Source organism: Pedobacter sp. KBW06 (assembly GCF_003852525.1).
Taxonomy (GTDB): domain Bacteria; phylum Bacteroidota; class Bacteroidia; order Sphingobacteriales; family Sphingobacteriaceae; genus Pedobacter.
This window is the reverse complement of record NZ_QAJL01000002.1, coordinates 288,218-312,716: the sequence shown is the minus strand read 5'-3', so window position 1 is coordinate 312,716 and position 24,499 is coordinate 288,218. Positions and strand designations below refer to the sequence as shown.

General features: G+C 42.1%; 21 protein-coding genes. 7 read left to right on the top strand and 14 right to left on the bottom strand.

The features are described from left to right. Nucleotide 1: 1 nt before the first annotated feature. Entirely contained in the window at nt 2-2,059 is a 2,058-nt protein-coding gene (locus DBR43_RS11465; protein WP_124580961.1) for a glycoside hydrolase family 2 protein, read from the top strand. 232 nt (nt 2,060-2,291) lie between these two features. Then, nucleotides 2,292-2,603 carry a hypothetical protein gene (locus tag DBR43_RS11460; RefSeq protein ID WP_074612871.1) on the top strand — a complete coding sequence of 104 codons (312 nt, stop codon included), beginning with the start codon at nt 2,292-2,294 and terminating at the stop codon, nt 2,601-2,603. A 57-nt stretch (nt 2,604-2,660) separates the two neighbouring features. Here DBR43_RS11460 and DBR43_RS11455 read toward each other — a convergent pair whose 3' ends face one another. The 4 genes from DBR43_RS11455 to DBR43_RS11440 form a co-directional block, all read right to left on the bottom strand. Beyond that, nucleotides 2,661-5,270: a TonB-dependent receptor gene (locus DBR43_RS11455; RefSeq protein WP_124580960.1), complete on the bottom strand. Its 2,610-nt coding sequence runs from the start codon at nt 5,268-5,270 to the stop codon at nt 2,661-2,663. 153 nt (nt 5,271-5,423) lie between these two features. Beyond that, nucleotides 5,424-6,389 carry a FecR family protein gene (locus DBR43_RS11450; RefSeq protein WP_124580958.1) on the bottom strand — a complete coding sequence of 322 codons (966 nt, stop codon included), beginning with the start codon at nt 6,387-6,389 and terminating at the stop codon, nt 5,424-5,426. Nucleotides 6,390-6,463: 74 nt separating this feature from the next. Beyond that, entirely contained in the window at nt 6,464-6,997 is a 534-nt protein-coding gene (locus DBR43_RS11445; RefSeq protein WP_124580956.1) for an RNA polymerase sigma-70 factor, read from the bottom strand. Nucleotides 6,998-7,123: 126 nt separating this feature from the next. Next, nucleotides 7,124-8,245, bottom strand: coding sequence for a lipid II:glycine glycyltransferase FemX (locus tag DBR43_RS11440; RefSeq protein ID WP_124580954.1), 1,122 nt, complete (start codon nt 8,243-8,245; stop codon nt 7,124-7,126). 201 nt (nt 8,246-8,446) lie between these two features. On the opposite strand from DBR43_RS11440, the gene DBR43_RS33325 reads away from it, so the two are divergent. Further along, nucleotides 8,447-8,557, top strand: a complete 111-nt coding sequence (locus DBR43_RS33325) for a type II toxin-antitoxin system HicA family toxin (RefSeq protein WP_255420967.1) — start codon at nt 8,447-8,449, stop codon at nt 8,555-8,557. Nucleotides 8,558-8,591: 34 nt separating this feature from the next. Next, on the top strand, nt 8,592-8,975 hold the full coding sequence (locus DBR43_RS11430; RefSeq protein WP_124580952.1) for a hypothetical protein: 384 nt from the start codon (nt 8,592-8,594) through the stop codon (nt 8,973-8,975). Between the two features lie 120 nt (nt 8,976-9,095). On the opposite strand, the gene DBR43_RS11425 is transcribed toward DBR43_RS11430, so the two are convergent. Next, nucleotides 9,096-9,323, bottom strand: a complete 228-nt coding sequence (locus tag DBR43_RS11425) for a hypothetical protein (protein WP_124580950.1) — start codon at nt 9,321-9,323, stop codon at nt 9,096-9,098. A 314-nt stretch (nt 9,324-9,637) separates the two neighbouring features. On the opposite strand from DBR43_RS11425, the gene DBR43_RS11420 reads away from it, so the two are divergent. Then, on the top strand, nt 9,638-10,033 hold the full coding sequence (locus tag DBR43_RS11420) for a VOC family protein (RefSeq protein ID WP_124580948.1): 396 nt from the start codon (nt 9,638-9,640) through the stop codon (nt 10,031-10,033). A 92-nt stretch (nt 10,034-10,125) separates the two neighbouring features. Here the strand turns inward: DBR43_RS11420 and DBR43_RS11415 are convergent, their stop codons facing one another. Then, nucleotides 10,126-10,701, bottom strand: coding sequence for a thymidine kinase (locus tag DBR43_RS11415; protein WP_124580946.1), 576 nt, complete (start codon nt 10,699-10,701; stop codon nt 10,126-10,128). 99 nt (nt 10,702-10,800) lie between these two features. Here DBR43_RS11415 and DBR43_RS11410 point away from each other — a divergent pair, with 99 nt between their 5' ends. Then, nucleotides 10,801-12,036, top strand: a complete 1,236-nt coding sequence (locus DBR43_RS11410) for a hypothetical protein (RefSeq protein WP_124580944.1) — start codon at nt 10,801-10,803, stop codon at nt 12,034-12,036. 23 nt (nt 12,037-12,059) lie between these two features. Here the strand turns inward: DBR43_RS11410 and rodA are convergent, their stop codons facing one another. From rodA to purH, 6 genes are all read right to left on the bottom strand, one after another. Next, nucleotides 12,060-13,325, bottom strand: a complete 1,266-nt coding sequence (gene rodA / locus DBR43_RS11405) for a rod shape-determining protein RodA (RefSeq protein WP_124580942.1) — start codon at nt 13,323-13,325, stop codon at nt 12,060-12,062. Then, nucleotides 13,322-15,325: a penicillin-binding protein 2 gene (gene mrdA / locus DBR43_RS11400; RefSeq protein WP_124580941.1), complete on the bottom strand. Its 2,004-nt coding sequence runs from the start codon at nt 15,323-15,325 to the stop codon at nt 13,322-13,324. The genes rodA and mrdA overlap by 4 nt, the downstream gene beginning before the upstream one ends. Then, nucleotides 15,325-15,840, bottom strand: a complete 516-nt coding sequence (locus DBR43_RS11395) for a rod shape-determining protein MreD (RefSeq protein WP_124580939.1) — start codon at nt 15,838-15,840, stop codon at nt 15,325-15,327. The genes mrdA and DBR43_RS11395 overlap by 1 nt, the downstream gene beginning before the upstream one ends. After that, on the bottom strand, nt 15,830-16,669 hold the full coding sequence (gene mreC, locus DBR43_RS11390) for a rod shape-determining protein MreC (RefSeq protein ID WP_124580937.1): 840 nt from the start codon (nt 16,667-16,669) through the stop codon (nt 15,830-15,832). The genes DBR43_RS11395 and mreC overlap by 11 nt, the downstream gene beginning before the upstream one ends. 101 nt (nt 16,670-16,770) lie before the next feature. Continuing rightward, entirely contained in the window at nt 16,771-17,793 is a 1,023-nt protein-coding gene (locus DBR43_RS11385; protein WP_008246482.1) for a rod shape-determining protein, read from the bottom strand. Nucleotides 17,794-17,880: 87 nt separating this feature from the next. After that, a complete protein-coding gene (gene purH, locus DBR43_RS11380; protein ID WP_124580935.1) occupies nt 17,881-19,407 on the bottom strand; it encodes a bifunctional phosphoribosylaminoimidazolecarboxamide formyltransferase/IMP cyclohydrolase in 1,527 nt (508 codons plus the stop codon). 196 nt (nt 19,408-19,603) lie between these two features. On the opposite strand from purH, the gene DBR43_RS11375 reads away from it, so the two are divergent. Beyond that, complete coding sequence (locus tag DBR43_RS11375) at nt 19,604-21,211, top strand: amidase family protein (RefSeq protein WP_124580933.1); 1,608 nt, start codon at nt 19,604-19,606, stop codon at nt 21,209-21,211. An 83-nt stretch (nt 21,212-21,294) separates the two neighbouring features. Here DBR43_RS11375 and DBR43_RS11370 read toward each other — a convergent pair whose 3' ends face one another. Then, nucleotides 21,295-22,899, bottom strand: coding sequence for a DUF5689 domain-containing protein (locus DBR43_RS11370; protein WP_199757028.1), 1,605 nt, complete (start codon nt 22,897-22,899; stop codon nt 21,295-21,297). 34 nt (nt 22,900-22,933) lie between these two features. Beyond that, nucleotides 22,934-24,496 carry a SusD/RagB family nutrient-binding outer membrane lipoprotein gene (locus DBR43_RS11365; RefSeq protein ID WP_124580931.1) on the bottom strand — a complete coding sequence of 521 codons (1,563 nt, stop codon included), beginning with the start codon at nt 24,494-24,496 and terminating at the stop codon, nt 22,934-22,936. Nucleotides 24,497-24,499 lie beyond the last annotated feature (3 nt).

Genomic DNA, 24,499 nt, shown 5'->3' with positions numbered 1-24,499 from the left:
AATGCATTATAAGAAAAACATCATTGTCACCATTCTTTTCCTTTTATTTCAACTGGCTGATAGTACAGCAAAACCTTTTAATCATGCGTCAAACGGCAGGGAAACGATTCCGTTTAATAAGGACTGGCAATTTTATTTTGCTTATAACTTTGAACAAGGCATAAAAAAAGAAACCGTTAACCTGCCCCATACCTGGAATGCAATGGAAGTGCTGAAAGGCGTTCCCGATTACAACAGGACCTCGGCGATTTATGAGAATAAACTGCATGTACTCCCGGCATGGGCGGGTAAACGGCTGTTCCTTTACTTTGAAGGTGCAAATAGCGTAGCAATGGTATTTGTAAATAATAAGTCGGTGGGAACACATAAAGGCGGATATACCGCTTTTGCAATCGAAATTACCGATGCGGTAAAATCTGGAGAGAATAAAATCACGGTACAGGTTAGTAATGCTTACCGCCTGGATGTACTTCCTCTGCATGGAGATTTTAACATTTATGGTGGCATTCACCGTCCGGTTTCTTTAATCCTGACTGATAAGAATTGTATCAGTCCGCTGGACTATGGTTCGTCTGGTGTTTACCTGAAGCAGAAACAGGTTTCTAAAGATTCTGCAGAGATTGAGGTGTTCACCAAGCTTTCCTTGTCGGATGATCAGGCGCTTAGTCTGAGAAGTACCCTTTTGGACGGGAACAAGAAAGTCGTTGCTACCTTAACCAGCAAAATCGAAAAAGGAAACCCTCAGGAGCTCAGTCAATCTATCAAACTTTCAAATCCACATTTGTGGAATGGTAAAGCCGATCCTTATTTATACGAGGTTCGTGTGGAACTCCTGCAAAACGGACAGGTCATCGACCAGCTCTCCCAGCCTCTGGGTTTACGTTATTTCAGTGTAGACCCGGATAAAGGCTTTTTTCTGAATGGTAAATACCTGGACCTGTACGGAGCCGGAAGGCATGAGGATGTATCGGCAAAGGGATCTGCTTTAACTGATGAAGACCATGACCGCGACATGGAGCTGATGAAGGAACTTGGTGCCACTGCCGCACGTTTAACGCATTATCCGCATAGCAAACATTTTTATGAACTCTGCGACAGGAATGGTATCGTGCTTTGGTCTGAGATCCCTTTTGTTGGCCCTGGAGGATATACAGGAACCGGTTATGTGAAGGATGCTGAACTGGAAACGAATATCAAACAAATGCTGAAAGAGCTGATCCGTCAGAATTACAACCACCCTTCGGTATGCTTTTGGGGATTATTCAATGAATTGAAATTAAACTACGACGATCCCCAGCCTTTCATCAAGGAATTGAATGCACTGGCAAAAGAGGAAGACCCGGACCGGTTAACTACATTGGCTTCCAATCTGGGAAGCAACTCCTTTACGGACCTTACAGACCTGATGGGCTGGAACCAATACTTTGGCTGGTACGGAGGAAAGTTTGAACAGGTAGGCGCGTGGGCCGACGAAACGCATGCTGCGGTGCCGGGCAAACCGATCTCTATCAGTGAATACGGAGCAGGAGGAAGTCCTTTTAAGCATACGGAAGGACTGATCCGACCGGAAGCAAAAGGTAATTTCCACCCGGAAGAATGGCAAACGGCCTTTCATGAGAAACATTGGGAAGAATTAAAAAAGCGTCCCTTCTTATGGGGTAAGTTCATTTGGGTATTGGCTGATTTTGGTTCCGCGATCAGAACAGAAGGAGATGCGAACGGAATCAATGATAAAGGATTGGTTACCTACGACAGGAAAATTAAGAAGGATGCTTTCTATTTTTATAAGGCAAACTGGAACCCGGAACCAATGGTCTATATCGCAGAGCGAAGAAACACCAATAGAACTAAAGCCAGCACTGCGGTGAAGATCTACAGCACGGTGGCGACAGCTGAACTTTGGGTAAACGGAAAACGGATTGGAAAGAAAGCGAAAAATGGACTGAATACCATGATCTGGGAAAACGTACAACTGAGCAAAGGAAACAATGATATTCTGGTAAAAACGAAATTTAAAGGGAAAGAACTTAGCGATAGCTGCGTTTGGACCTTGCAATAACCGCAAAGAACTTTTGCTTTTCATAGGGCTGTACCATGATAATGGTGCAGCCCTTTTGCATTATCCTGCTTCCTTAAGCTACAAAGTGTGGAGCATCCCTACACTTAAATTTAGCGCTAATTATGTAAAGTGTTGTTTATCAGTGGTAGTGCCAAACTGATGTTGTTGTGGCATCATTATTAAACCTACCCTAAACGTAATTAACAAGAATAATAACTGAAATACAAAGAATATGAAAAAGATCATTTTATCAGCAGCATTTTTAGCTTTCGCAGGAATCTCAGCAGTAAACGCAAGTGAAGTAAAAACTCCGGTAGCAATTACCGTTAAACAAGATAGCACTACAAAAACTCCGGTTGAATTGAAAGATCTTCCTGAAGCAGTAAAAACAACATTGCAAAGTGAACCAGTAAAAGCATGGACTCCGGTTGCAGCTTTCCTGGTAACTAACGCAGACAAAACTAAACATTACCAGATTGATGTGAAAAAAGAAGCAGAAACTGCTTCCATCAAAATTGGAGAAGATGGTAAAGTGATTCAATAGGTTTTATTAACCAAAGTATGTTTAAGAAAGGGTCGGAATAATTCCGACCCTTTTTTGTTAGAATTTATAAGCCAGATTCAGCACGAAATTTCTAGGAGGCTGTCCGGTTACGTGGTCCCATGACCAATATTTCTGACTGGTCAGGTTATTTACCTTAAGGCCTATTTTATATTTTGATACATCGTAAAACACTGCTGCATTCAGTAGGGTGTAAGAAGGAATCACAATGGGGTTGATGATGAACACATCACTCACATAGTTTCCTCCAAAGCCAAATCCAAGGCCCTCTGCTTTGCCTTCCGGTAACTTATAACTGATCCAGAAATTCGCTACATTTTTAGGTGCGCCCAGAGATTTTCCCTCCAGTGTTTCCTCCGCTTTTACATATTTGGATTTGTTGTACCCATATCCCGCAGAGATGTTTAGTCCGGGTAATGGATTTGCGATCACCTCGGTTTCAAACCCCCTGCTGTATTGCGTACCATCCTGTGCAGGCGGACTAACTGTCCAGCGTAAGGCATCTTTAACTGAAATGTTATAGTAGCTTAGATGGAGAGATAGTTTATGTTGGAAAAGATCTGTTTTTACGCCTCCTTCCCATTGGTTGGCCTGGGAAGGTTTATAAGTGACCATTTCGTTCTGCGCATTTTGCTGAGGTTGATTATTGGTAAAGCCATTCATGTAATTTCCAAAGATGGAAACCTGGTCTTTTACCAGCTGATAAACCACACCGAATTTGGGGGACAAAGCAGTTTGTTTATAATCTCCTGTTGCTTCAGGAACGCCATTGACAACCCGCTTTTTATTGTCGAAACGATCTACCCTCAGGCTCAGCATAGCCAATAGTTTGTCCGTAATATTGATGACATCAGAAGCATATATACTGTAAGTATTTAATCTGGCGACATTATTATCCATGGGGTAAGGCGCAAAAAAAGCCAATACTTTCTCTTTTGATACATTTACCGCACTGGAAGGATCATTCATGATGACTTCATCTGTATACCTGCTGTGTTGTGGATCCGGGCCAGTCTTAAAGGTGCGGTTGTCTTTTGTCATGAAAACATCTATACCGAACACCATGCGGTTTCGCATTTTTCCAAGTTTAAAATCTCCGTTGAAGTTTTGTTGGATCTGATAAGTCGAAACGGTTGCCGGGCTATTTCCGAAAATTTCACGGACAAGTGTAGAATCGTTTTTCCATAAGTTGTTGTTCATGCCATAGAATTCAGACCTGTGATAAATAGACTGAATCAGATTGGTAGAAGAGGTCCATTGATGAGATAGTTTATAATCTGCTTTTGCATATACACTGCTGGATATCCATTCCTGTAAGAGCTGATCTCCTGTTACAGATCTGTTGTAGGGGGTTTTCAGGTCTTTAATGTTTTTAATAGTGACGTCCTCGCCAAATCCTGTCCATGCCCACATGGTTCCCTTGTAGTTATTCATTTCCACTTCCAGTGCCAGTGTTAAGCGGGAGTTTGGCTTATATAACAAAGAAGGCGCAACAGCATAGCTATGTTGAAAACCATAATCCTGGAAGGTATCAGACCAGTGTCTGGCAGCATTTATTCTGAACAGGAGTGTGGTATCTTTATTTAAGGGCGTGTTATAATCAACAGTTAGTCTGCTCAAATTCCAGCTTCCCAGTGAATAGCCCACTTCTCCCGCAGTACCTGCGAAAGGTTTCTTGGTTACATTGTTAACCGCGCCGCCATAGCTGGACTGAATGTTACCAAATAAAGTTGCTGACGGGCCTTTTAAAATTTCCACACGTTCGATGTTTACCGGTTCAATAGATTCGGCCCATCCGGGGGCTGCCATTCCATTACGCATGGAAGGCGGACTGGCGAAACCTCTAAGGAAAAAAGAGGTTCCTCTGGTGTTTAAAATATTGGAGGTGGAAATACCGGCAACGTTTTGAAAAGCTTCCGCATAACTGGTGAGCATTTGTTCCTTCATAATAGCCTGTGTTACCACCTGATATACCTGTGGGTTTTCCAGATTTTTGATGGGCAAACGGGCAATGTTTTCACTCTCCTTTTCGGCGAATTTATTGGGCTTATTTGCTTTGACAATTACTTCACTCAATTGCTCTCCACTTTCTGTGAGTGTGAAACTAATTTCTTCAGTTTCGTTTGCTTTAACCTGTACCTGTTTGCTTTGAGAATTCAATCCTACCAGGCTTGCAATGATCTTGTAACTGCCTTCAGGTATATTTTTTAACAGATAGCGTCCATCTTTGTCTACTGTAGTTCCGGTAAGTCCTTTGATACTAATGCTGACAAATTTCGCTGGCTGTCCATCGCTGGTTTTAACCAAACCGCTCACCGATCCGGAGGCTTTTTTTAGTACAATGAGTACACTGCTTCCCTGAACCTGCAGCTTTTCCAGCCGGTTGCCGAAGATTTCCTTTAATGCCCCGCTGAGGCTAATCTCCTGATGTTGTGTGTTGATGCGAATGTCTGAGGATAAAGAAGAACTGCTGTAGGAAAACGTGCAGCCAGCCTGATCTGAGATATAAGCTAATGCATCAGGAATTGTCGACTGATTGAGGCTTAATTTTATTTTTTTCTCCAATAAGCCTTGTTGGGCCCGACTGGTGCCGTAACTGCTGAGGGCTAAGATGAAAATGAATATAGATCTTGTAAAAAAAGATTTCATTAGTTTTGTGATAATTAATTGGTTTTAAAAACTGATTTGATTAACCATTGCCCGGTGTGAGGTTTGCGAGACGGAGCACCGGGTTTTTTGTTCTTTCGGTATAGAAAGGTTTTGTACGGGATTCGATAAAGGCTGGCTACATTTGGAGGGGGTTTAATAAAAAATTAATGATCGATTGTTTAATTGGTATTGGCAGTGTAATGCCAGGCTGATATCGCGGACAATGGAATTTAGAGCTGAATTTTGGTAGGTACCTGTAAAGCGTTTTTTCCTCAGGCTTTTGCTCTTTGTCTCTACCTCTATATTGTATTCCCTGTTTAATAGGATCGAAATTTCTGCTAAACTGAGGTCGTTAAACCTCAATTTCGCACTTTTCCAGCTACTATAAGCTGCGGCATAAACATGCTCCCGGTCCAGTTTCCCATCTGCATTTAATATGCCTTGCTGATCTCTGGTAAGAATGAGCGGCTTTGTGGGGTTTGATTTTATCGAAAACTGTACTTTTCCCTCTTCTACGGTCAATAGCTCGCTATGGTCTCCGGGGTAGGCTTTAAGGTTGAATACGGTTCCTAAAACGCGTGTATCGGTTTTCTGGGTGTGGATAACGAAAGGTTTAGATGGGTCTTTTACTACTTTAAAGTGGGCTTCACCGCTCAGGTAAATGGTTCTGGAATTACCGGTAAACGCAACAGGATATTTCAGACGACTGTCTGCATTTAAGTTGATTTCTGTTCCGTCGGTTAAGGTGATTTTTGCTTTACTTCCTTTTGGAACAACCAGTTCCTTATAAGTCAGTGCAGCACTAAGTGATTGCTTTTCTTGCTGTTGACGGGTATGTCTGTAGCCGAAATAGGCGACAAAGGAAATCAGGGTTAAAGTTGCAGCCACTTTATAGATCAGGGTGGGCAGTTGATATTTTAGCTTTAAACGGGAGAATGCGGGGTTTAGATCTGCCCATAATTCTTGTTTTAATCCTTCTCTATCTATTCCGGCAAAAGCACCCTGTTCGGGTGATTCGTTTTCTTCGGAACTCAGCCATGCTTCCACAAGGAGCTGTTCCTTCGGGGGACAATTGCCATTTGCATAACGCTTTAATATCTCTGGATTGATTTGGTTCATCTTTATAAGAATGGCATCTAATTCATGCCTCCTATAAATTAAGTAACATCAGCCCGGTAAAACCCTGGTAAGAATTATATAAATTCTTTCAGGCTTCTTTTTAGCTGGCTGTTTGCATTGGAAAGATGATATTCGACGGTTTTTATCGAGATGTTGAGGGTTGCGGCCACATCTTTATTAGATAGGTGTTTATTTTTACTCAGCTGATAAACCAATTTACACTGGCTTGGAAGGCTTTCAATGACACTGCTTACCCGTTGATTTAAGTGGTTGAAAAGAACCTCATTTTCTGTGCTGTTGTCCGCATCACGATAGGCGGAAGATAAGCTGGCCTGATGTTCTTCCCGGGTTTTGGTGTCTCTGTAGAAATTGATGATTTGTAGTTTAGCAGACCGCATCAGGTAGTGCTCCGGATTACCGTCGATTTGGAGCTCATTCCTGCGTTTCCAGATGGACTCGAAAATGTTTTGCGTGAGTTCTCTGGCATCTTCGTGAGAACGGATCTGCTGATAACAAAGCGCATAAATTTTTTCCCAGTAATTGTCGAATAGCCAGGTAAATGACTGTTCAGTAATTTTGTGATTAAAGCTGGAATGCAGGGTCCCCATCAGAAGATTTTTCAATTGATGGAGCAAATATAGTCTTATTTAGAATTAATACAAATTGCTGTTGCTGGCTTTCGGTTTTAACTCTTTCCAGCAATAAAAACAGCTATCAATTCCAGAATTATTTGTCTACAGGTGATAGCCCTGACTCTGCATCTCAGTAGCAATGAAACGGTGGTATTGCTCCATATCCAGCGGATAGTCCCAGCAACCCATTCTGTGGTACAGTTCACCGCCAAAACCTGTTTTAAATTTATACAGTCCATGAAGCGGGTGGGAGGGATCAGGATTTGGTGCTACCCCAAACAGGTCGTATTCTATACATCCCCTGGTTTTTGCAATCTTCATGGCTTCCCATTGCAGGGCATACGTAGCCATATAATTTCTGTTGCTGGAGGAAGAAGCACCGTAGAGATAAGTTCCTCTTTGACCTGAGAGGACCAGGAACATGGCAGCCAAAGGTTGCCCTTCTGTTTCGGCAAGCAGCAACTCAACTTCTGCAGGCGAGGAAGTATCTTCTGCACGGGCAGAAAGCACTGTTCTGAAATATTCTATATCGTTGATGTGAATGCGGTTCCGTAAGGCAGTTTCCTGATATAAGGCATACCAGATGTGCAGGTTTTCCATACCTACCTTATTCACCGTAACTCCTTTTCTATAGGATAGATTAATGTTGTACCGTGTTTTTGCCTTCATGGAACTTAACAAGGTGTCTTCTTCCTGCTGTAAATCCAAAAATATCGTATTTGAAGGCAGGATATCTGAATTGGTCTTTTTAAGATTCCAGTTTTCAGTGTTGAAGTTAAAACGAAACTCCTGATATTTCTTTTCGGGCGGACCGATCCAGTTTCCGGAAGGGTCAAAGTTGTCTTCTTCTTTTGCCCAGTGGGATTCCCAGGCGAGATCATACCTGATTAAGATACATTTTGAAGGAAGGTGGGAGCGGAGGTTTTCCGATAACTCTTCCAGGAACTTTCCCTGATATTCTTCGTTGGGTTCAATTTCCGGCCCATAAGGGACATAGGCGATGCTATATTCACTGTCCAGGGGCTGGAGTAATACCAGGAAATCGGCCTGGGTAAACTTGTTTGTTAAAGCATCATGGTAGATGTCTTCGTTTTTAACTTTGAAGTCAAATGCTTTAGATTGGAGACCTTGTTGGGTTTTTACTTCCGACCAGAATGCCGTCTGCTGAATAATCGAAGTCTCATAAACTTCTTTAATGTCTTTTTTATCAATAGCTATATTCATTATATTCCTTTCCGGCGCAAAGGTCGGGAATTATATTTGAGAAGCCAATTTAAGGCTGGATAGATCATCTGTTGACTTTTTTATGATCTTATTGTTGGCTTAGAAGTAGCAAAATTGCTACCTTTTCCAATGAAGTTTAAGGAAATGCTTAAACTGCTAAAAGACGATGGTTGTGAGGAGAAATCCTAAAAAGGTAACCATCTGCAGTTGATGCATCCTTCGAAGCCTGGTAAAGTTACCATACCTGTGTACGGGGGGGATATACCGAGAGGTACCCTTAATTCAATTTTAAAACAGGCCGGGCTTAAATAGCCCACCGTTAATACTTTCTCTTAATAAAATTAAAATGAATAGGCTAAAATTAGATTTAATCATAGAGCGTGGTGAACATGATTTGGCAGGTAGAATAACCTACAACGATTCTTTAATTGTGGATGAGGCAGATAACGTACATGATCTTGAAGAAAAGCTAAAGCTACTCTTGTTTGAATTTGAAAATGTTGAACCTGAAACCGTAGTTTTTGAATATTTCTATGATGTTTATGCCTTGTTTCAGGAGTTTGATTTTCTGAATATTGGAAAAATTGCCCAAAGAGCAGGAATCAATGCTGGTTTAATGCGCCAATATGCCAGTCAGGTTAAATACCCCTCTGCAACACAGGCACGGAAGATTGAGGATACCATTCATAAGCTGGCAGAAGATATGAGCAAAGCCCTAATTTATGCTTAATCTGATCATGAAGCACCTTTAAAATCAGCTGTACGGTTTTATCATACAGCTGATTTTTATAATCCGTCACTATTGTCCTGAATAGTCAATCACAATTTTGACACCGGATTAAATTATTTGCTATTTCTGGTTCATTAAGATAAACAAAAGGCCTTCCGGAATGGAACCGTCAATTGATTTTATCTTTCCATTTTCTGAAGCAAAAACACTATTGTAATATTCTATTTTCTGATGACTGTTTAGAGATTGGGCCTTAGTCGATAAGAAACAGCCTGCAAGTAGCATTACCATAATGCCTCTTGCATAAGGCATCAGAAAATGCCTTTCTTTTAATTGTAAGGTTTTCATTTGTATGTGTTTGTGTGTAATCAATATTAGATATTATTATTATTGAAAATAATTAAGTCAGCACATTACAGGAATGGGGAGGATGGGTTATGGGCGGAAATCTGGTCGCACAACAGAAATAATAAAGAGCATGAGGATGCCCGCGTTAAATGATGCTCCATCCCAATGCGTCCGGGATTTGAAAAGCAGATTTGGTAATGTCCAAAAATAGATCGAAATTACTTGAAAGGTTGTGTGTAAAGAGACATTTAACCGACGTTAAATATGATGAACAGCTTTTTCTTCCATTTTTTAATCGTAAAACACATTTAGATATGAAAAAAGTAACAGGCCTTGGAGGCGTATTTTTTAAATGCGACAATCCGAAAGGCATGAACGAATGGTATGCTAAAAACCTGGGATTGGCAACCAGTGATTGGGGAACAACGTTTGATTGGCGGCAGGCCGATGACCCTACGAAAACAGGATCCACAGCATGGTGCACCTTTCCTAAGGATACCAAATATTTTAACCCCTCGGATAAGCCATTTATGATCAATTACCGCGTAGATAATATCGTTGCGTTGGTAGAAGAGCTAAAAAAGGACAACGTGACCATTATTGATGAGATCGTGGACTCTGAATTTGGAAAATTCGTTCATATCCTGGATCCGGAAGGAAATGCTATTGAGCTTTGGGAACCTAAAGACGAAGAAGAAGGTAAGGAATAGTTCATATTTTGAATATAGCGGTGCATTTTAAAACCATCGCTGTATTTAAGTTCATCTCTTTTCCCGGCTGTATTTATAACTGATCTGGAATATTAATCCCGGGCATGGAAACAAGGTCTGCACCTTGGTTCATAACTGTCCTTCTCTCCTAAAAGGATCTTTGACTCATTTGCCACCGTCCTGTAAGAATAAACAGCCGGGCTTCCGCATCGCACACATACCGCATTTACTTTAGTTACCAATTCTGCTATTGCCATCAATGCAGGCATTGGACCAAAAGGCTTACCACTAAAGTCCATATCTAAGCCAGCAACAATTACGCGAATTCCTTTTTGTGCCAGCATATTGCAAACATCAGGAAGGTTCTCATCGAAAAACTGTGCTTCGTCAATTCCAACAACCTGTACATTCGTATCCAGTAATAAGATAGCGGAAGAATTTTCGACAGGAGTAGACTGGATGGAATTTCTGTCATGAGATACAATTGCGGTCTGATCATATCTGGTATCCGTTGCAGGTTTGAAGATCTCTACATTCAGTTTAGCGATTTGGGCACGCTTTAACCTCCGTAACAATTCTTCTGTTTTACCTGAAAACATAGAGCCGCAAATTACCTCTATACTACCGCAAAACTCTCCTCTTCTGTAATTTTGTTCGCTGAATAACATCTATGGTTTGATCTTTATAGCCGACTAATATCGAAATTTTGTAGTATTTTTGAGTACCAAGTTACCAACATAAAACATTCATTCTGTCGTTATTAAATTATGATGAACCAAGAAGATATTTTTAAAAAGATAGGCCTGATCTTAGATGAACTTCAGGATCAGTACGAGTATTTGGCGCAAAACCCAAAGCAACTCAATGAGTTAGAACTCGAACTCTTTATGGCGAATGCCAACTTTTTATCAGATCATGTTCAGATTGTAAGAAAATTAAACAGTGCCAGGGTGGTTAAGGAAATCCCGGAGCATACCTCATCAGCTCCTGAGCCTGTGGAAGAAAAGGTAACAGAATTATCGGTTCAGCCCCAGGAATGGTCACATCAGGCTGAAGAGATTAAGGAAGAAATTGCAGAAGAATTGCAGCGCAACGAAATTGTTGCTGAGGAAACCGAACCTGTTGCCGTTGTCGAAGAAACAGCACAACACCAGGTTAAAGAAGCGTTTGTAGAACCACAGAGAGAACGGGAGCCGATAGAACGGGATTTGTTTAAACTTGATAAGGAACCCTCTACATTTGAATTTATATTGAAAGATATCGGCGCTACCGATCAGTTCGAGTTTGAGGAGAAATCTGTAGGTGAAATCTTTGACCGCCCTTTGAGTAAAGAAGAAGAGGAAGTCATCGCACAGAAGCAAAGAATCCGGGAACAGGAAGCCCAGGTAAAGATAGAAACGGAAACTGATGATGAGCTTGGACCAGAGCCTTTCCTTGTCGCAAAAGAAGAAGACATCGTTCCTGCGGCCAGCACTCAATTGGTTTTGGATGATTTTGAAAGAAAAGAAGTTCATGCCTTTAAGGAAGAACCGGTTGTTGAGGAAACTCCTGTTATTGCTGATCAGTCAGAAGTACGAAATACGGAAGCACCAAAAGCAGAAGTTCCCGTTGCAGAAGCACCTAAAGCAGATACGCCTAAAACTGAACTTCCTAAAGTAGAAACTCCTAAAGCAGAAGAGACTACCAGACCCACTTTAAACGAGCTCCTTGCCCGCCAGAACGGAAATAGCAACGTCAACAGCGAGAGCAGCAGAAACAGCATCACAGACCTGAAACAAGGGATCAACCTGAATGATAAGATGCTGTATATAAAAGACCTGTTTAACGGTTACAACCTGGCTTATGCCGAAGTCATCGACCTCTTAAACAAGATGCCTGATTTTAAAACCGCAGATTCTTTTTTGCAGAACAATTACGCCATAAAGAACAACTGGGCATCCAGACAGGGAACTGTTGATAAATTCTATGAATTGTTAAACCAGCGTTTTCCGGCAAATAATTAAACAGGTTTAGATCTTTAATCTGCTTAGATAAAGCCCATTCTGTTCGAATCCAGTTTCAGGAAGATAAACAGCAATACCGTAAAACTCCAGAGCGAAGATCCACCATAGCTGATGAAAGGCAAAGGAATCCCGATAACCGGGATAATGCCTATCGTCATGCCTATGTTGATGAACACGTGGAAGAAGATAATACTGGCCACACAATACCCATAAACCCTGGAGAAGGTAGATCGCTGCCGTTCCGCAAGGTTGATCACCCTGAGCAGCATAAAAATATATAAAGCGATGACGGTGAAGCAACCTGCAAATCCCCATTCCTCTCCGATGGTGGAGAAGATAAAGTCGGTACTTTGCTCCGGCACGTAGCCATATTTTGTTTGTGTGCCCTCTAAAAATCCACGTCCGGTTAACTGACCCGAACCAATGGCAATTTTCGACTGTATCACGTTATATCCCGCACCTTTAGGATCTGTCTTGAGACCTAACATGATTTCAATCCTTGTCTTCTGATGTGGTTCTAAAAGCTTCTCATAAGCCAGCTTTACGGTAAACAGGTAAAGTACTGCCACTACCGTCACAATGATACTTGAGAACATGATCTTCTGCTTTCGCCTGTTCTGGTAGATAAACAAACCTCCTATCGCCAGGACTATCGGCAACAAGATTTCTATGGGCACGAGGAAATCGGCAATGAAGAGTACAATCATTCCCAGGAAAATCAACAGGAAATACCCTGATAAACCTTCTCTGTACAAAGGGAACATGAAAGATAAAAAGACCAGCCCCGAACCCATATCCGGTTGCAGCATGATCAGAAACAATGGAATGATAATAATTACAGCCGCAAAAAATATAGACTTTACATCTCTTAACTTAGGACTGAAGGTACCGATATAACGGGCGAGCAGCAGTGCGGTACCAAATTTTGCCAATTCAGAGGGCTGCAACCTAAAGCTTCCCAGAGGAATCCAGGCCTGGTTTCCGCCTACTTTTCTTCCCACAACGAGTACGAGGACCAGCAGCAACATCGTTATCCCATAGACAATGGGAGAGAAGATGCTGAAGAACTTTGCGTCCAGTAAGAGAATCGAGAAGCCAAGAATCAGTCCTGTAATCACATAGATCAGTTGTTTGCCGTAGCTGGTAGAAAAATTGAATTCACTGGCAGTTGATCCGTTATAGATCGAAGCATAGATATTGACCACACCAATCGTACATAAAGCAACGTACAGCAGGATTGTGATCCAGTCTACATTAAAGAAAAACCGATTTCCCTGTTGATTACTCATTTTGTCGTTTGAATTGGTTTAGCGATTTGAACCGGTTTAACAGTTTGAATTGGTTTAGCAGGAACAGTAGGCGTACCTAATGTTTTAGGCTTCTGTGTGCTTTTTAGTATTGAATCCTTTTTAGCAGAATCTGTCAGCAGCGGTTTCAGCTTTACCTTAGGTTTTGGAGGCACCGGCAAAATCACCTGTTTTTTCATCCATTCCACACTTGCTCTTTTGTTGACGGCAATGCTGTCTTTCAAATATTTTTCCGTGATGTAACTCGCAATTGGTGCGGCATAGGAACTACCATAACCTGCATTCTCTACCACCACCGCAATGGCGATTTTAGGATTGTCTCTCGGTGCAAAACCGATAAATACAGAGTGGTTCTTTCCACGTGGATTTTGTACCGTACCCGTCTTACCGCACATCACGATGTTATCGATCATGGATTGTCTGGCGGTACCCCATGGTGCACTTACCGCATCCTGCATTCCGTCGATTACCGGCTCAAAATGTCTGGCATCTACATCTACATAGTTTTTACGGGCATATTCTTTTTTGATCACCTTGTTCTCTCCAATGGCTTTGATCAGGTGGGGTTTGACATAGTATCCGCGATTCGCGATGATGGCCATAATGTTGGCCATTTGTAACGGGGTAGCATCCATCTCCCCTTGTCCGATTCCCAAAGAGATCACCGTAGTATAGCGCCAGGATTTTCCGTATTTTTTATTGTAATAATCTGAACCGTATAATCTGCCGGTCCGTTCCGCAGGCAGGTCGACACCCAGCTTATCTCCAAGACCAAATTTCTTTACCTTTTGCTGCCATGCATCATAAGCGATTCTCTGATTGGCAAATTTTCTTTGGGTCATCAGCTTTTGAAACACATAGAGGGCATAAGTGTTGCAGGATCTGGCCAGACCTTTACGCAAGGCAATATTTCCATCCACATGCTCACATCTCACCTTATGATTTCCGGCCATATAATATCCGGGACAGTTGAAGGTGGTATTCGGGTCGATCACTCCTTCCTGTAAACCTAATAAGGCGTCTAGAGGTTTAAATGAAGAACCTGGTGAATAATAACCTTGTATTGGTCGTACCGTAAACACCCTGTTCGGATTTTTCTCCTGGTTGATCAGATCCATGTAATTGTTTCCCTGCTGCCGTCCCACCATTAGGTTTGGATCGTAACCCGGACTACTCACAAAGGCCAGGATCTCGCCTGTAGCGGGCTCAATTGCCACGATACTGCCAACCTTATTTTTCATGAGCTCTTCGCCCAGTTTCTGAATCCGGAAATCCAGAGAAGAAACGACTTTCTCCCCCGATTTGGCAAGGGTATCAAATTTACCTTCCGCATAACTTCCTTTCGGTACGTTGTGCACATCATACAACATGTTGATGATGCCTTTTTCTCCTCTGAGGACATCATTATATTGTTTTTCCACGCCGGCTTTACCGATATAATCTCCGGGACGGTAATAACCATCGCTTTCTTCAATATCTTTCGGGGAAACTTCTTTTACATAGCCAAAGAAATGGCCTGCTGCACTGTCAGGATAATACCTTACCGTTCTGCTTTGTACAAAGAAACCCGGGAAACGGGAGAGTTGTTCGGAGAGGGCCGCATAGACCTGGATCGAAAGCTGTTTCTCAAAGATATTGGGCTGATACCTGGATTGAACCGTGGCTTTATTCAGACTTTTCTTGAAGCGTTTCATGTCGATACCAACGATGTGGCAAAGGGCAAGGGTATCAAATTCTTTGACCTGGTTTGGAATGACCATTAAGTCATATACCGGTTCATTCTGAACGAGGACTTTTTCATTCCTGTCCAGGATCACTCCCCTGGCCGGGAAGGTATAAAGTTTCCGCAGCACATTACTCTCTGCGGAGAGGAAGTATTTATCGCTCGCTACCTGAATATAAAACAGGGTGCCCAACAGAATTAAGGCAATCACGATAAATAAACCCTGTATGATATATTTTCGGTTAAACAGATTGTCCATTAGCGTGCCTTTCTGTTATAGAATACAAATTCTATTAAGATGATTAAAAACAAAGTAAATAAAGTGCTGAAAAGGCACCTCACTAGAGTATAGGAGAACTCCGTTAAGCGGAATGTCTCCAGAAAGAAAAGGACAAGATGATGCGCAGAAATACAAAGTGCAGCATAAATGCTAAACCATTTGAAACCCATGTTCCCCAACGTAGGTTCCGGTTCATCAAAATTATCTTTGTTTACCGTTACGGCAATAAATGAAATCCTGACGAAGGTCAGGGTCACGCAGGCGGCAGTATGCACACCCATCGTATCATAGAAAGCATCCAGTGTTAATCCCGTTACAAATGCAATCAGGTACAACAGGAGGTTCGGGATTTTAAAAGGAAGTAAGAGTAGGAAAAGAACATACACAAAAGGAGTGGCCAGGCTGTAAAAGCTCAGGTTTCTAAGGAGTATGATCTGAATAAAAAGTAGTAAGAACCATCTGAAGATGTTTACCAATATTATTTTACTGTTCATTTGGCAATTTTGATTCTAAGCTTTTTTGTTCCTCTGCTAATTTGTCTTTAATGACATACACGTACTGTAAGGTACTAAAATCATTGAAAAGTTCGATTTCTATCGTCAGGAAATTATCTCCTGTGGCGATGCCGGTATTGCTCACCCGTCCTACCGGAATGCCCGGAGGGAAAGAGGAGAACCCTGAAGTAACGACGGTATCTTTTAAAGCGATCTTAAAATGGTTGGGCACATCTTTGATGTAAGCCTTTCTGAAATCAGAATTTTTTGTTCCCCATACCAAAGTACCAAGGGCATTGTTTTTCTTTAAGGTCACACTCACCTTGGTATCCTTATGTAGTAAGGAAGAGATGGTGGCCAGGTGGTCTGAAACATCCCGGATATAACCCACAACGCCCTTTCCCGGAGAGATCACAGCCATTCCACTGGCAAGGCCATCGGCCTTTCCCCTGTTGATGGTGATGATGTTGTTCCTTAAGGTAATGGAATTTTTGATTACCCTGGCGGCAAGATAAGTGTATTGTGAATGGCTGAGGCTGTCTTTGACCACCACATTTTTAGCGCTGTCGATCTTTTTAAGGGCGAGCACTTCTGTCTTTAGCTTTGCATTTTCTGAGGCAAGACTATCATTTACATCACCCAGGTTCAGGTACTTCTTCAGTACATTCAGATTGGTATAAGCCTTTCCAACTACCTCATTGGTAGAATTTACGGCTACACTGCGCTGGTAGGAGTTGTTACTTACCGTGAGATAAAGCCCGATAGTAAAGAAAATGATAAAAAAGAAAAATGCGTTATATCTGTTTATGAAAATCCAAAGGTTACGCATACTTTTCGATTTGTTTTCTGATTTAGGTTTTAAATGTTATTTTAAGTATTACTTAAAGCCGAAGGTCGGAACTTAACATTTAAAACCCAAACTCAGGACGCTTATTGCATTAAGAATTTATAACCGCCAATGTTCTTTAAAGCGATTCCCGTTCCACGTACTACTGCACGAAGCGGATCTTCGGCAACATGTACAGGAAGTTTTGTTTTTGCAGCTACACGTTTATCCAAACCGCGAAGTAATGCACCACCACCTGTTAAATAGATACCAGTCTGGTAAATATCCGCAGAAAGTTCCGGTGGCGTAATCTCTAACGCTTTCAGGATGGCTTCTTCGATTTTTGAAATGGATTTATCTAAGCAGTGTGCAATTTCAGTATAGGAAACGGTGATTTGTTTTGGAACACCGGTCATCAGATCTCTTCCCTGAACTGCAAAGTCTGCAGGTGGATCCGTTAACTCAGGTAATGCTGCCCCAACTTCGATCTTGATTTTCTCCGCAGTACGGTCACCGATCATGATGTTGTGCTGACGACGGATGTAATTTACGATGTCCGAGTCGAAGTTATCTCCCGCAACGCGGATAGACTGGTCACATACGATCCCTGACAAAGCGATTACAGCGATCTCAGTAGTACCACCACCTATATCGATGATCATGTTACCCATTGGTTCTTCTACGTCGATTCCGATCCCTACAGCAGCTGCCATTGGCTCATGAATCAGGTAAACTTCTTTAGCTCCCGCGATTTCCGCTGAATCCCTTACCGCACGTTTCTCTACCTCAGTAATTCCGGAAGGAATACAAATGACCATTCTCAAAGAAGGGAACATCCATCCTTTACCACCGTTCAGCATGCGGATCATACCTTTGATCATCGCTTCTGCGGCGTTGAAATCAGCAATTACACCATCTTTCAATGGCCTTACTGTCCGGATGTTGTCGTGCGTCTTACCTTCCATTTGCATGGCTTGTCGGCCAATAGCGATAATTTTGTTTGTTTGTCTGTCAAAAGCAACGATGGAAGGTTCATCTACCACTACTTTGTCATTATGTATAATCAGAGTGTTAGCCGTACCTAAGTCGATAGCTACCTCTTGTGTAAACCAATTAAATAAACCCATTTATAGGTGATAATTTAAGTATTAAAAATTCTGTATACTATAGTAATGTAAAACTACGTCTTTTTATTGTATTCGCAGTTAAATAAATTAGTGCTTAAAATGTCTAATACCCGTGGTAACCATGGCGATGCCTTTCTCATTTGCCATATTGATGGAGTCTGCATCTTTAATGGAACCACCTGGTTGTAAAACGGCAGTGATACCTGCTTCAGCAGCAATTTCTACACAGTCAGGGAATGGGAAGAAAGCATCAGATGCCATTACTGAACCTTCCAGTGCAAAGTTGAACGCGTTTGCTTTAACGATGGCTTGTTTCAAAGCGTCTACTCTTGACGTCTGACCCACACCGCTTGATAGCAACTGGTTGTTCTTCACAAATACAATGGTATTAGATTTAGTATGCTTAACGATCTTATTGGCAAAGAAAAGATCTTTCAGTTCTTCTGCTGTAGGTGCTTTCTCCGTAACGGCCACCATCTGGTCAGTGTTTTCAATGATCAGGTCTTTATCTTGTTCGATAACACCATTTAATAAGGTCTTGAATTGTTTTTTGCTCAGTTCTACGTCGTTTCTCTGCAAGATGACCCTGTTCTTTTTAGCGCGGAACAATTCAACAGCTTCCGGCTGATAAGAAGGAGCGATCAATACCTCGAAAAAGAGTTTGTTGATTTCTGTAGCCGTAGCCAGGTCAATCTCGCGGTTAGCGATCAGGACACCACCGAATGCAGAAACAGGATCACAGGCCAGGGCGATATCCCATGCTTCTTTGATCGTTGTTCTGGAAGCAACACCACAGGCATTGGTATGTTTTAAGATGGCAAAAGTAGGCTCTTCGAATTCATCGATTAAAGCTACAGCAGCATCTACATCAACCAGGTTGTTATAAGAAAGCTCTTTACCGTTCAATTTCGTGAACATGGCATTTAAATCGCCATAAAATACACCCTGCTGGTGTGGGTTTTCGCCATATCTTAATGTTTGTGCAGTGTTTAAGCTCTGTTTGAATACATTAAGCGGTTCTTCCGTATTGAAATAGTTGAAGATGGCCGTATCGTAGTGTGAAGAAGTATGGAATGCTTTTTTAGCATACGCTTTACGTTGTGCTAAAGTCGTTTCTCCGTTTTGTTCTTCTAATTGTTGTTGTAAGTTGCTGTAGTCGTCTTTTGAAGCAAGGATAACTACGTCGTTGAAGTTCTTTGCAGCTGCTCTGATCAGGGAGATTCCACCGATGTCAATCTTTTCGATGATTTCTTCTTCAGTGCCACCTGCTTTCAGGGTTTCTTCAAACGGATACAGGTCGACAATAACCAGGTCGATTTCAGGGATCTCATATTCATTGATCTGTTGCTGATCTGAATCCAGTCCTCTTCTGTTTAAAATACCACCAAAAACTTTAGGGTGTAATGTTTTTACCCTTCCACCTAAAATTGAAGGATAACCTGTAAGGTCTTCGACCGCTGTAACCGGGAGGTTTAGGTCTTTTATAAATTGTTCGGTACCACCAGTAGAAAATAACTGGACACCCTGTTTAGCTAACAGGCGAACTAAAGGTTCTAAACCATCCTTGTAATAAACTGAAATTAAAGCGTTTTTGATCTTTATCGATTGACTCATTAGAGAAAAATTTTGAGCCGCAAAAGTACCCATTTTTCTTTTAATGTCAAATGCTTATTTACGGTGTTTTTAACTGAAATACATCTTTGTGTTAATTGTAGAATATTTTTCCTGAAAATCTGCTGAAACCTGTCGTGGAATAGTACGCCTTGTGTTACATTTGCTGCTGTCTCAGAGGTGTTTAATTTAAAATTATATGTATCGTTCAAAAGTTGTATTTACATTTATTATTGCGGTTATGCTCTCTAATGCTTTGTTTGCGCAGACAGCCGAAAAGGAGAAGAGGTTTGACCAGATTCAGTCCCGGACACTAAAGCATCCCCAGATGGAAGGGGTACTCAGGGCTGCCCTGGTGAATTTTTCAGATCAGAAATATCGACAGTTGAAGCCGTTTATTTTTGACAGAAGCATACCTGAAATACAGAAAGCTGTTCAGGAAGGTAAACTTTCTTACGAAGAATTGACTTTGTTTTATCTTTATCGCATCTCAAAATACGAAACATCTGCAGGTAGCTCTTTACATGCGGTAATTGATCTGAATCCTAATGTGCTGAAAGAGGCGAGAGCGCGGGATTTGCAATCGAAAGGGAATAAACATATTCATGGAATTTTCGGTATGCCGGTCTTATTAAAAGATAATATCGGTGCGGAAAACATGAACACAACTGCAGGTGCACTGGCTCTTGCGGAAAACCAGACTACCGATGCTTTTATTGTAAAACAACTGAAAGCGCATGGGGCATTAATATTAGGGAAAGTCAACCTGAGCGAATGGGCTTACTTTTTTTGTCTGGATTGTCCTTCCGGATATTCAGGTGTCGGAGGGCATACCCTGAATCCCTATGGTCCGGGAACATTTGATACGGGAGGTTCGAGTTCAGGGAGTGCTGTCGCGGTTGCGGCCAATTATGCAGTGGCAGCTATCGGAACGGAAACAGCGGGATCAATTCTTTCTCCTTCAAGTCAGAATTCAGTTGTTGGGTTAAAACCAACCTTGGGTCTTTTAAGCAGAAGTGGCATTATTCCTTTGTCTTCTACATTTGATACTCCGGGGCCGATCACAAAATCTGTGATTGATAATGCAATTCTATTATCTGCCATGCTGGGGAAAGATAAAAATGATGCGGAGAGCGTTGGACTTAACGAAGTGGGTTCTTGCCCTGAAAATTTAAGTCCGGCAGTATTAACCAGCAAAAAAATTGGGGTAATAAAGGAATATTTAAACATTCCTTTGTATGCTCAGGCTGTAGCCAAACTGAAGGAGGCAGGAGCTACGATGCTGGAAATTGATTTGAAGCCCTCAGGGATATCCGGAAATGATTTCGGCCTGATTTTAAAAGATGATCTTAAACAGGATCTGATTAAATATTTCAAAGTATATGGTAAGAGAAATATAAAGATCAGATCTTTAGGAGATGTGCTTGCTTTCAATCAGCAGAACATGGCCCTGAATGCTCCTTATGGACAAGCGCAACTGGAACTAGCTTTGAAAGATACTACGTTATCGATCAAAGTAGAGGAAATCAGAAGGAGTATAATTGCAAAAAGCAGAGGTTTCTTAGATCGCGTTTTCAGCAAAGATCAACTGGATGTAATTTTATCTGTTAATAATTACAATGCATTTGAAGCCGCCGTAGCTAAATACCCTGCTATGTGTTTGCCAATGGGATATGACTCAGAAGGGCAGCCAATGGCTTTAACTTTTATAGCCAGGCCATTCGAAGAGTGTAAATTACTTGAGCTTGGCGCTGCCTGGGAAAAGATACAACCAATCAGGAAAGGACCTCAGCGTTATAACGACTGATCATTGGGATTATCCTGATATACCTAAAGGAAGCCTTTGATTTAAAACTTCCTTTAGGTACAAATCACATTATTTAGCAGGTATTACTGCAGTTGTGTTGCCGGATACCCATCAGGAAAGCCTTCATATCCTTTTTCAGGAAACAATCCCTCAATCACGCTAAGTTGTGCACTTTTAGGTAATGGGAACGCAACCTGACGCCTTGCTTTCATCCATTTGCCTAAAGCCGGATTGTAAATGCCGCCGAGCTTAATGAAATAACCTGCATCTCCGGGAGGGTAGATTAAAGCCCTTTTATTGTCGCCGCTCAGGAAGTAAGGGGTAGGCGTCAATGGTGTATTGTCGGATAAAAGGTCCACTTTGTCGTAGAAATCTGTATTGGCAATTTTATAACCAACAGGTGCCGCTGCAATACCGTTATAAATGCTGCCGCCGTCATCCACAAATATCACATCAACAGGCACTGTATTTACATCTACGGTTGTCCCCTTAAATACAGCAAAGCCAGAGGAATTACCGCTATTGGCCAATAAATTGGTTGTACTGCGGCCAAAACCATCTCCTTTGATCTTCGAATAGTCAAAGAAGCGGATCCATTTGGAGCTTGAAATGTCTGTAGAGTTAATGCCGCTTATTTTTCTACCGGCACCACCCACATAAAAGAACTCTCCTTTACTTACTTTGCCTGTGGTCAGGTTGAATTTAAAAGTTCTTGAACTTCCAGATGTTGCCAGGGTTCCGGTTGCCCAGCCCTGTGTAGGAAATCCTGTAGGGTTTGTTGCCCCTGCATTATTGGTGGTCACTACAGAGAAAGGGCTTACTGAAAAGTCAATATCCCTGGTTGCCATAAACTGCATATACTCGTGATCTGTATCCGGGTTTTCTATAGGGTCCGGATAAAAGCCGGTGATAATAATGTCTGCTATTTCAGGGACCGAGCTGAGTACTTTAACATCATTGATGGTACGTATGCGGTGTTGTGGCACAAGTTTACCCTCAATTTCTTTATTGAAAGGAATTCCGTAATAAACCGCATTGAAAGAAAGTCCGCTTGTGCCGGCAAATGTGGCCCCGGTTTCTGTATGTAACGTCATTGCGCCGAACCCGTCATTAATGATTTTATCGCCGGAGTAAACATCCGTTGGCAATACAGAGGGCACAAAGCCTGCTTTTACAACTGCAACCAGTGTGCTTTCATAGTCGTCCGGGTTTGCAATGATGTCGCTGCTGGCGACCCTGTTCTTAGGCACTTTTACATTTGAAGCGATTTTAGTAATTGCCGTTACCGGAATACCGGTGATCTGAAGAATTCCGTCTACCCGCTTTAAGACTGCTCCTTCTACGTCAATATGAAGTGAATCGCCGGGCATATAAGCGACGGCGGCGGCGCCAATAGGTATGGAAATCCCTCTGATGAGACCAATGCGCCTGTTGGATTCGATCACCAGGAGGCCTGCTGGTAAATTTTTCCCTGAGTGATCAGATATGACCGTACCTTCTATTTTGGTCGAACCAAGCATATTTTGTTTGTTCAGGGTAAGATCGGTGCCTTTATAAACACCTCTCAGATCCAGTAGTGGGAAAAAAGCATACACTTCTCCTCCCGGGTAGTTTAAATCCTGTTTACATCCAGACCAGGTCAGCACTGCGGAAAGTAGAATGAGACTGTTATATAATATCTGTTTCATGTCCATATTTTTTTAATTGGTGTAGCCGGTTACATTAGCGTTTCTGCCACCAGACTTTAGTATTTATTTCATCGCCACCCTGATTGGCAACTGCCAGGTTATAATTGCCTGGATTGGCCGATTGCACGTAAACCGGATAGGCCATTCTTGCCGGCATTTCGCGGTTATTTTTTAGCCCTGGGCCTAAGGGAAGGATGGGGTGACTGGTACGGCGATATTCAAACCACTGCTGCATATCGACCATGAACAATGCGTAATATTTCTGGAGATGGATCTGTTCCATTTTATCCTCCATTGATCCTCCCGCATTCCATTCCAGTTCGGCATTGGTAACGTAGGCTTTAAATACAGCGTTATTAGGGTCAGCAGGGAATTTAGGCGACCAGTAATTGATAGAATTTGCCATACCTTTATAGTAATAACCCTCTGCCGCTCCGCTGATCCATCCTTTCGCCGCTGCTTCTGCCAGGATAAACTGGAGTTCCGCATAATTCATGAGAATCCCTGTCAGGGGCGATTGCTGCATTGACCTCGATCCTGCCACTACATTTGAAATCAACTGCTCATAAGAATAGAAATAAGAGAGCCTGGTTATATTTTCTCCTACATTATAGCCACTTGGCACCCCTGAGAAACCGGAGCTGCCAGGGTTGATGCCAATTGAGGAAACACCGCCATTGGCATAGGTAGTCAGGTTGATGCGTGGATCCTGCCAGTCCCTCAGGTTGTCCATGAAAAACTTACACATAGATGCTGCACGGAAATCCTGGGCCCTTACGCCATTGTAATATGGGTTAACATACGGACCAACTCCAGGTTCTCCCGACCATTTAATGGTAGCAGATTCCGCATTATTACTGATGGTAGGATAGGAAGCGCTGTTTGTTTCCGCTATTTCTTTGATTTTGGCAATGCAGGAGGACGAAACATCTGATTTTTCGGAAATGCGAAGTAAAAGCCTTAAATACAGGGAGTTTCCGAATTTGCGCCATTTGGCCACATCGCCATTGTATACCGGATCACTTTCTTTAGTGATGGCAGTACCTGCTGTCAGCAAAGTATTCGCTTCTTCAAGTTTCTTAAACAAGTCCAGGTAGATGTCTTTCTGGGCATCAAATTTAGGTTGAAGCTGTCCGCTTTTCCCCTGACCTGCCTCTGAATAAGGGACATCGCCATAAGTGTCGGTCAGCAAACTGAATACCCAGGCCTGGGAAATCAGGGAAATTCCCTGGTAAGATTTATTTAACTTTTCCGGCTCCCCGGCAAGCTTATAAATGTCCTTTAAATTGTTGACCTGTACAAACCAGGCGTTCCATAGATAATCGGAAAAGGTACGTCGGTATTCGTAGCGGAATACCGTAGCGTCTCCGTCACTGATACTTACCGTAACCTGCATCAGTTCATTGTTAAAATTCCGGTTACGCATCATGTTTGCAGATAAGATATTTACCAGCGCGGGCGCAAGTAACTTATCCGGAGTGGTTTCCAGTATATTGATCGGATCTGTGTTAATCTCTTCAAATCCCTTGTCGCAGGAAGGCAGAATAGTGGCAAACACCAGCAAAGCGCCAAGGACTTTATATGTAATATTTTTCATCTT

What these genes read in the sequence shown, in the direction of transcription:
- DBR43_RS11385 (WP_008246482.1), bottom strand. Translation starts at nt 17,793, where the DNA reads ATGGGTTTATTTAATTGGTTTACACAAGAGGTAGCTATCGACTTAGGT.
- DBR43_RS11455 (WP_124580960.1), bottom strand. Translation starts at nt 5,270, where the DNA reads ATGAAATCTTTTTTTACAAGATCTATATTCATTTTCATCTTAGCCCTC.
- DBR43_RS11430 (WP_124580952.1), top strand. Translation starts at nt 8,592, where the DNA reads ATGAATAGGCTAAAATTAGATTTAATCATAGAGCGTGGTGAACATGAT.
- mreC (WP_124580937.1), bottom strand. Translation starts at nt 16,669, where the DNA reads ATGCGTAACCTTTGGATTTTCATAAACAGATATAACGCATTTTTCTTT.
- DBR43_RS11365 (WP_124580931.1), bottom strand. Translation starts at nt 24,496, where the DNA reads ATGAAAAATATTACATATAAAGTCCTTGGCGCTTTGCTGGTGTTTGCC.
- DBR43_RS11445 (WP_124580956.1), bottom strand. Translation starts at nt 6,997, where the DNA reads ATGGGGACCCTGCATTCCAGCTTTAATCACAAAATTACTGAACAGTCA.
- DBR43_RS11425 (WP_124580950.1), bottom strand. Translation starts at nt 9,323, where the DNA reads ATGAAAACCTTACAATTAAAAGAAAGGCATTTTCTGATGCCTTATGCA.
- DBR43_RS11420 (WP_124580948.1), top strand. Translation starts at nt 9,638, where the DNA reads ATGAAAAAAGTAACAGGCCTTGGAGGCGTATTTTTTAAATGCGACAAT.
- DBR43_RS11370 (WP_199757028.1), bottom strand. Translation starts at nt 22,899, where the DNA reads ATGAAACAGATATTATATAACAGTCTCATTCTACTTTCCGCAGTGCTG.
- DBR43_RS11375 (WP_124580933.1), top strand. Translation starts at nt 19,604, where the DNA reads ATGTATCGTTCAAAAGTTGTATTTACATTTATTATTGCGGTTATGCTC.
- rodA (WP_124580942.1), bottom strand. Translation starts at nt 13,325, where the DNA reads ATGAGTAATCAACAGGGAAATCGGTTTTTCTTTAATGTAGACTGGATC.
- DBR43_RS11415 (WP_124580946.1), bottom strand. Translation starts at nt 10,701, where the DNA reads ATGTTATTCAGCGAACAAAATTACAGAAGAGGAGAGTTTTGCGGTAGT.
- DBR43_RS11440 (WP_124580954.1), bottom strand. Translation starts at nt 8,245, where the DNA reads ATGAATATAGCTATTGATAAAAAAGACATTAAAGAAGTTTATGAGACT.
- DBR43_RS11450 (WP_124580958.1), bottom strand. Translation starts at nt 6,389, where the DNA reads ATGAACCAAATCAATCCAGAGATATTAAAGCGTTATGCAAATGGCAAT.
- DBR43_RS11410 (WP_124580944.1), top strand. Translation starts at nt 10,801, where the DNA reads ATGATGAACCAAGAAGATATTTTTAAAAAGATAGGCCTGATCTTAGAT.
- purH (WP_124580935.1), bottom strand. Translation starts at nt 19,407, where the DNA reads ATGAGTCAATCGATAAAGATCAAAAACGCTTTAATTTCAGTTTATTAC.
- DBR43_RS11465 (WP_124580961.1), top strand. Translation starts at nt 2, where the DNA reads ATGCATTATAAGAAAAACATCATTGTCACCATTCTTTTCCTTTTATTT.
- DBR43_RS11395 (WP_124580939.1), bottom strand. Translation starts at nt 15,840, where the DNA reads ATGAACAGTAAAATAATATTGGTAAACATCTTCAGATGGTTCTTACTA.
- DBR43_RS11460 (WP_074612871.1), top strand. Translation starts at nt 2,292, where the DNA reads ATGAAAAAGATCATTTTATCAGCAGCATTTTTAGCTTTCGCAGGAATC.
- mrdA (WP_124580941.1), bottom strand. Translation starts at nt 15,325, where the DNA reads ATGGACAATCTGTTTAACCGAAAATATATCATACAGGGTTTATTTATC.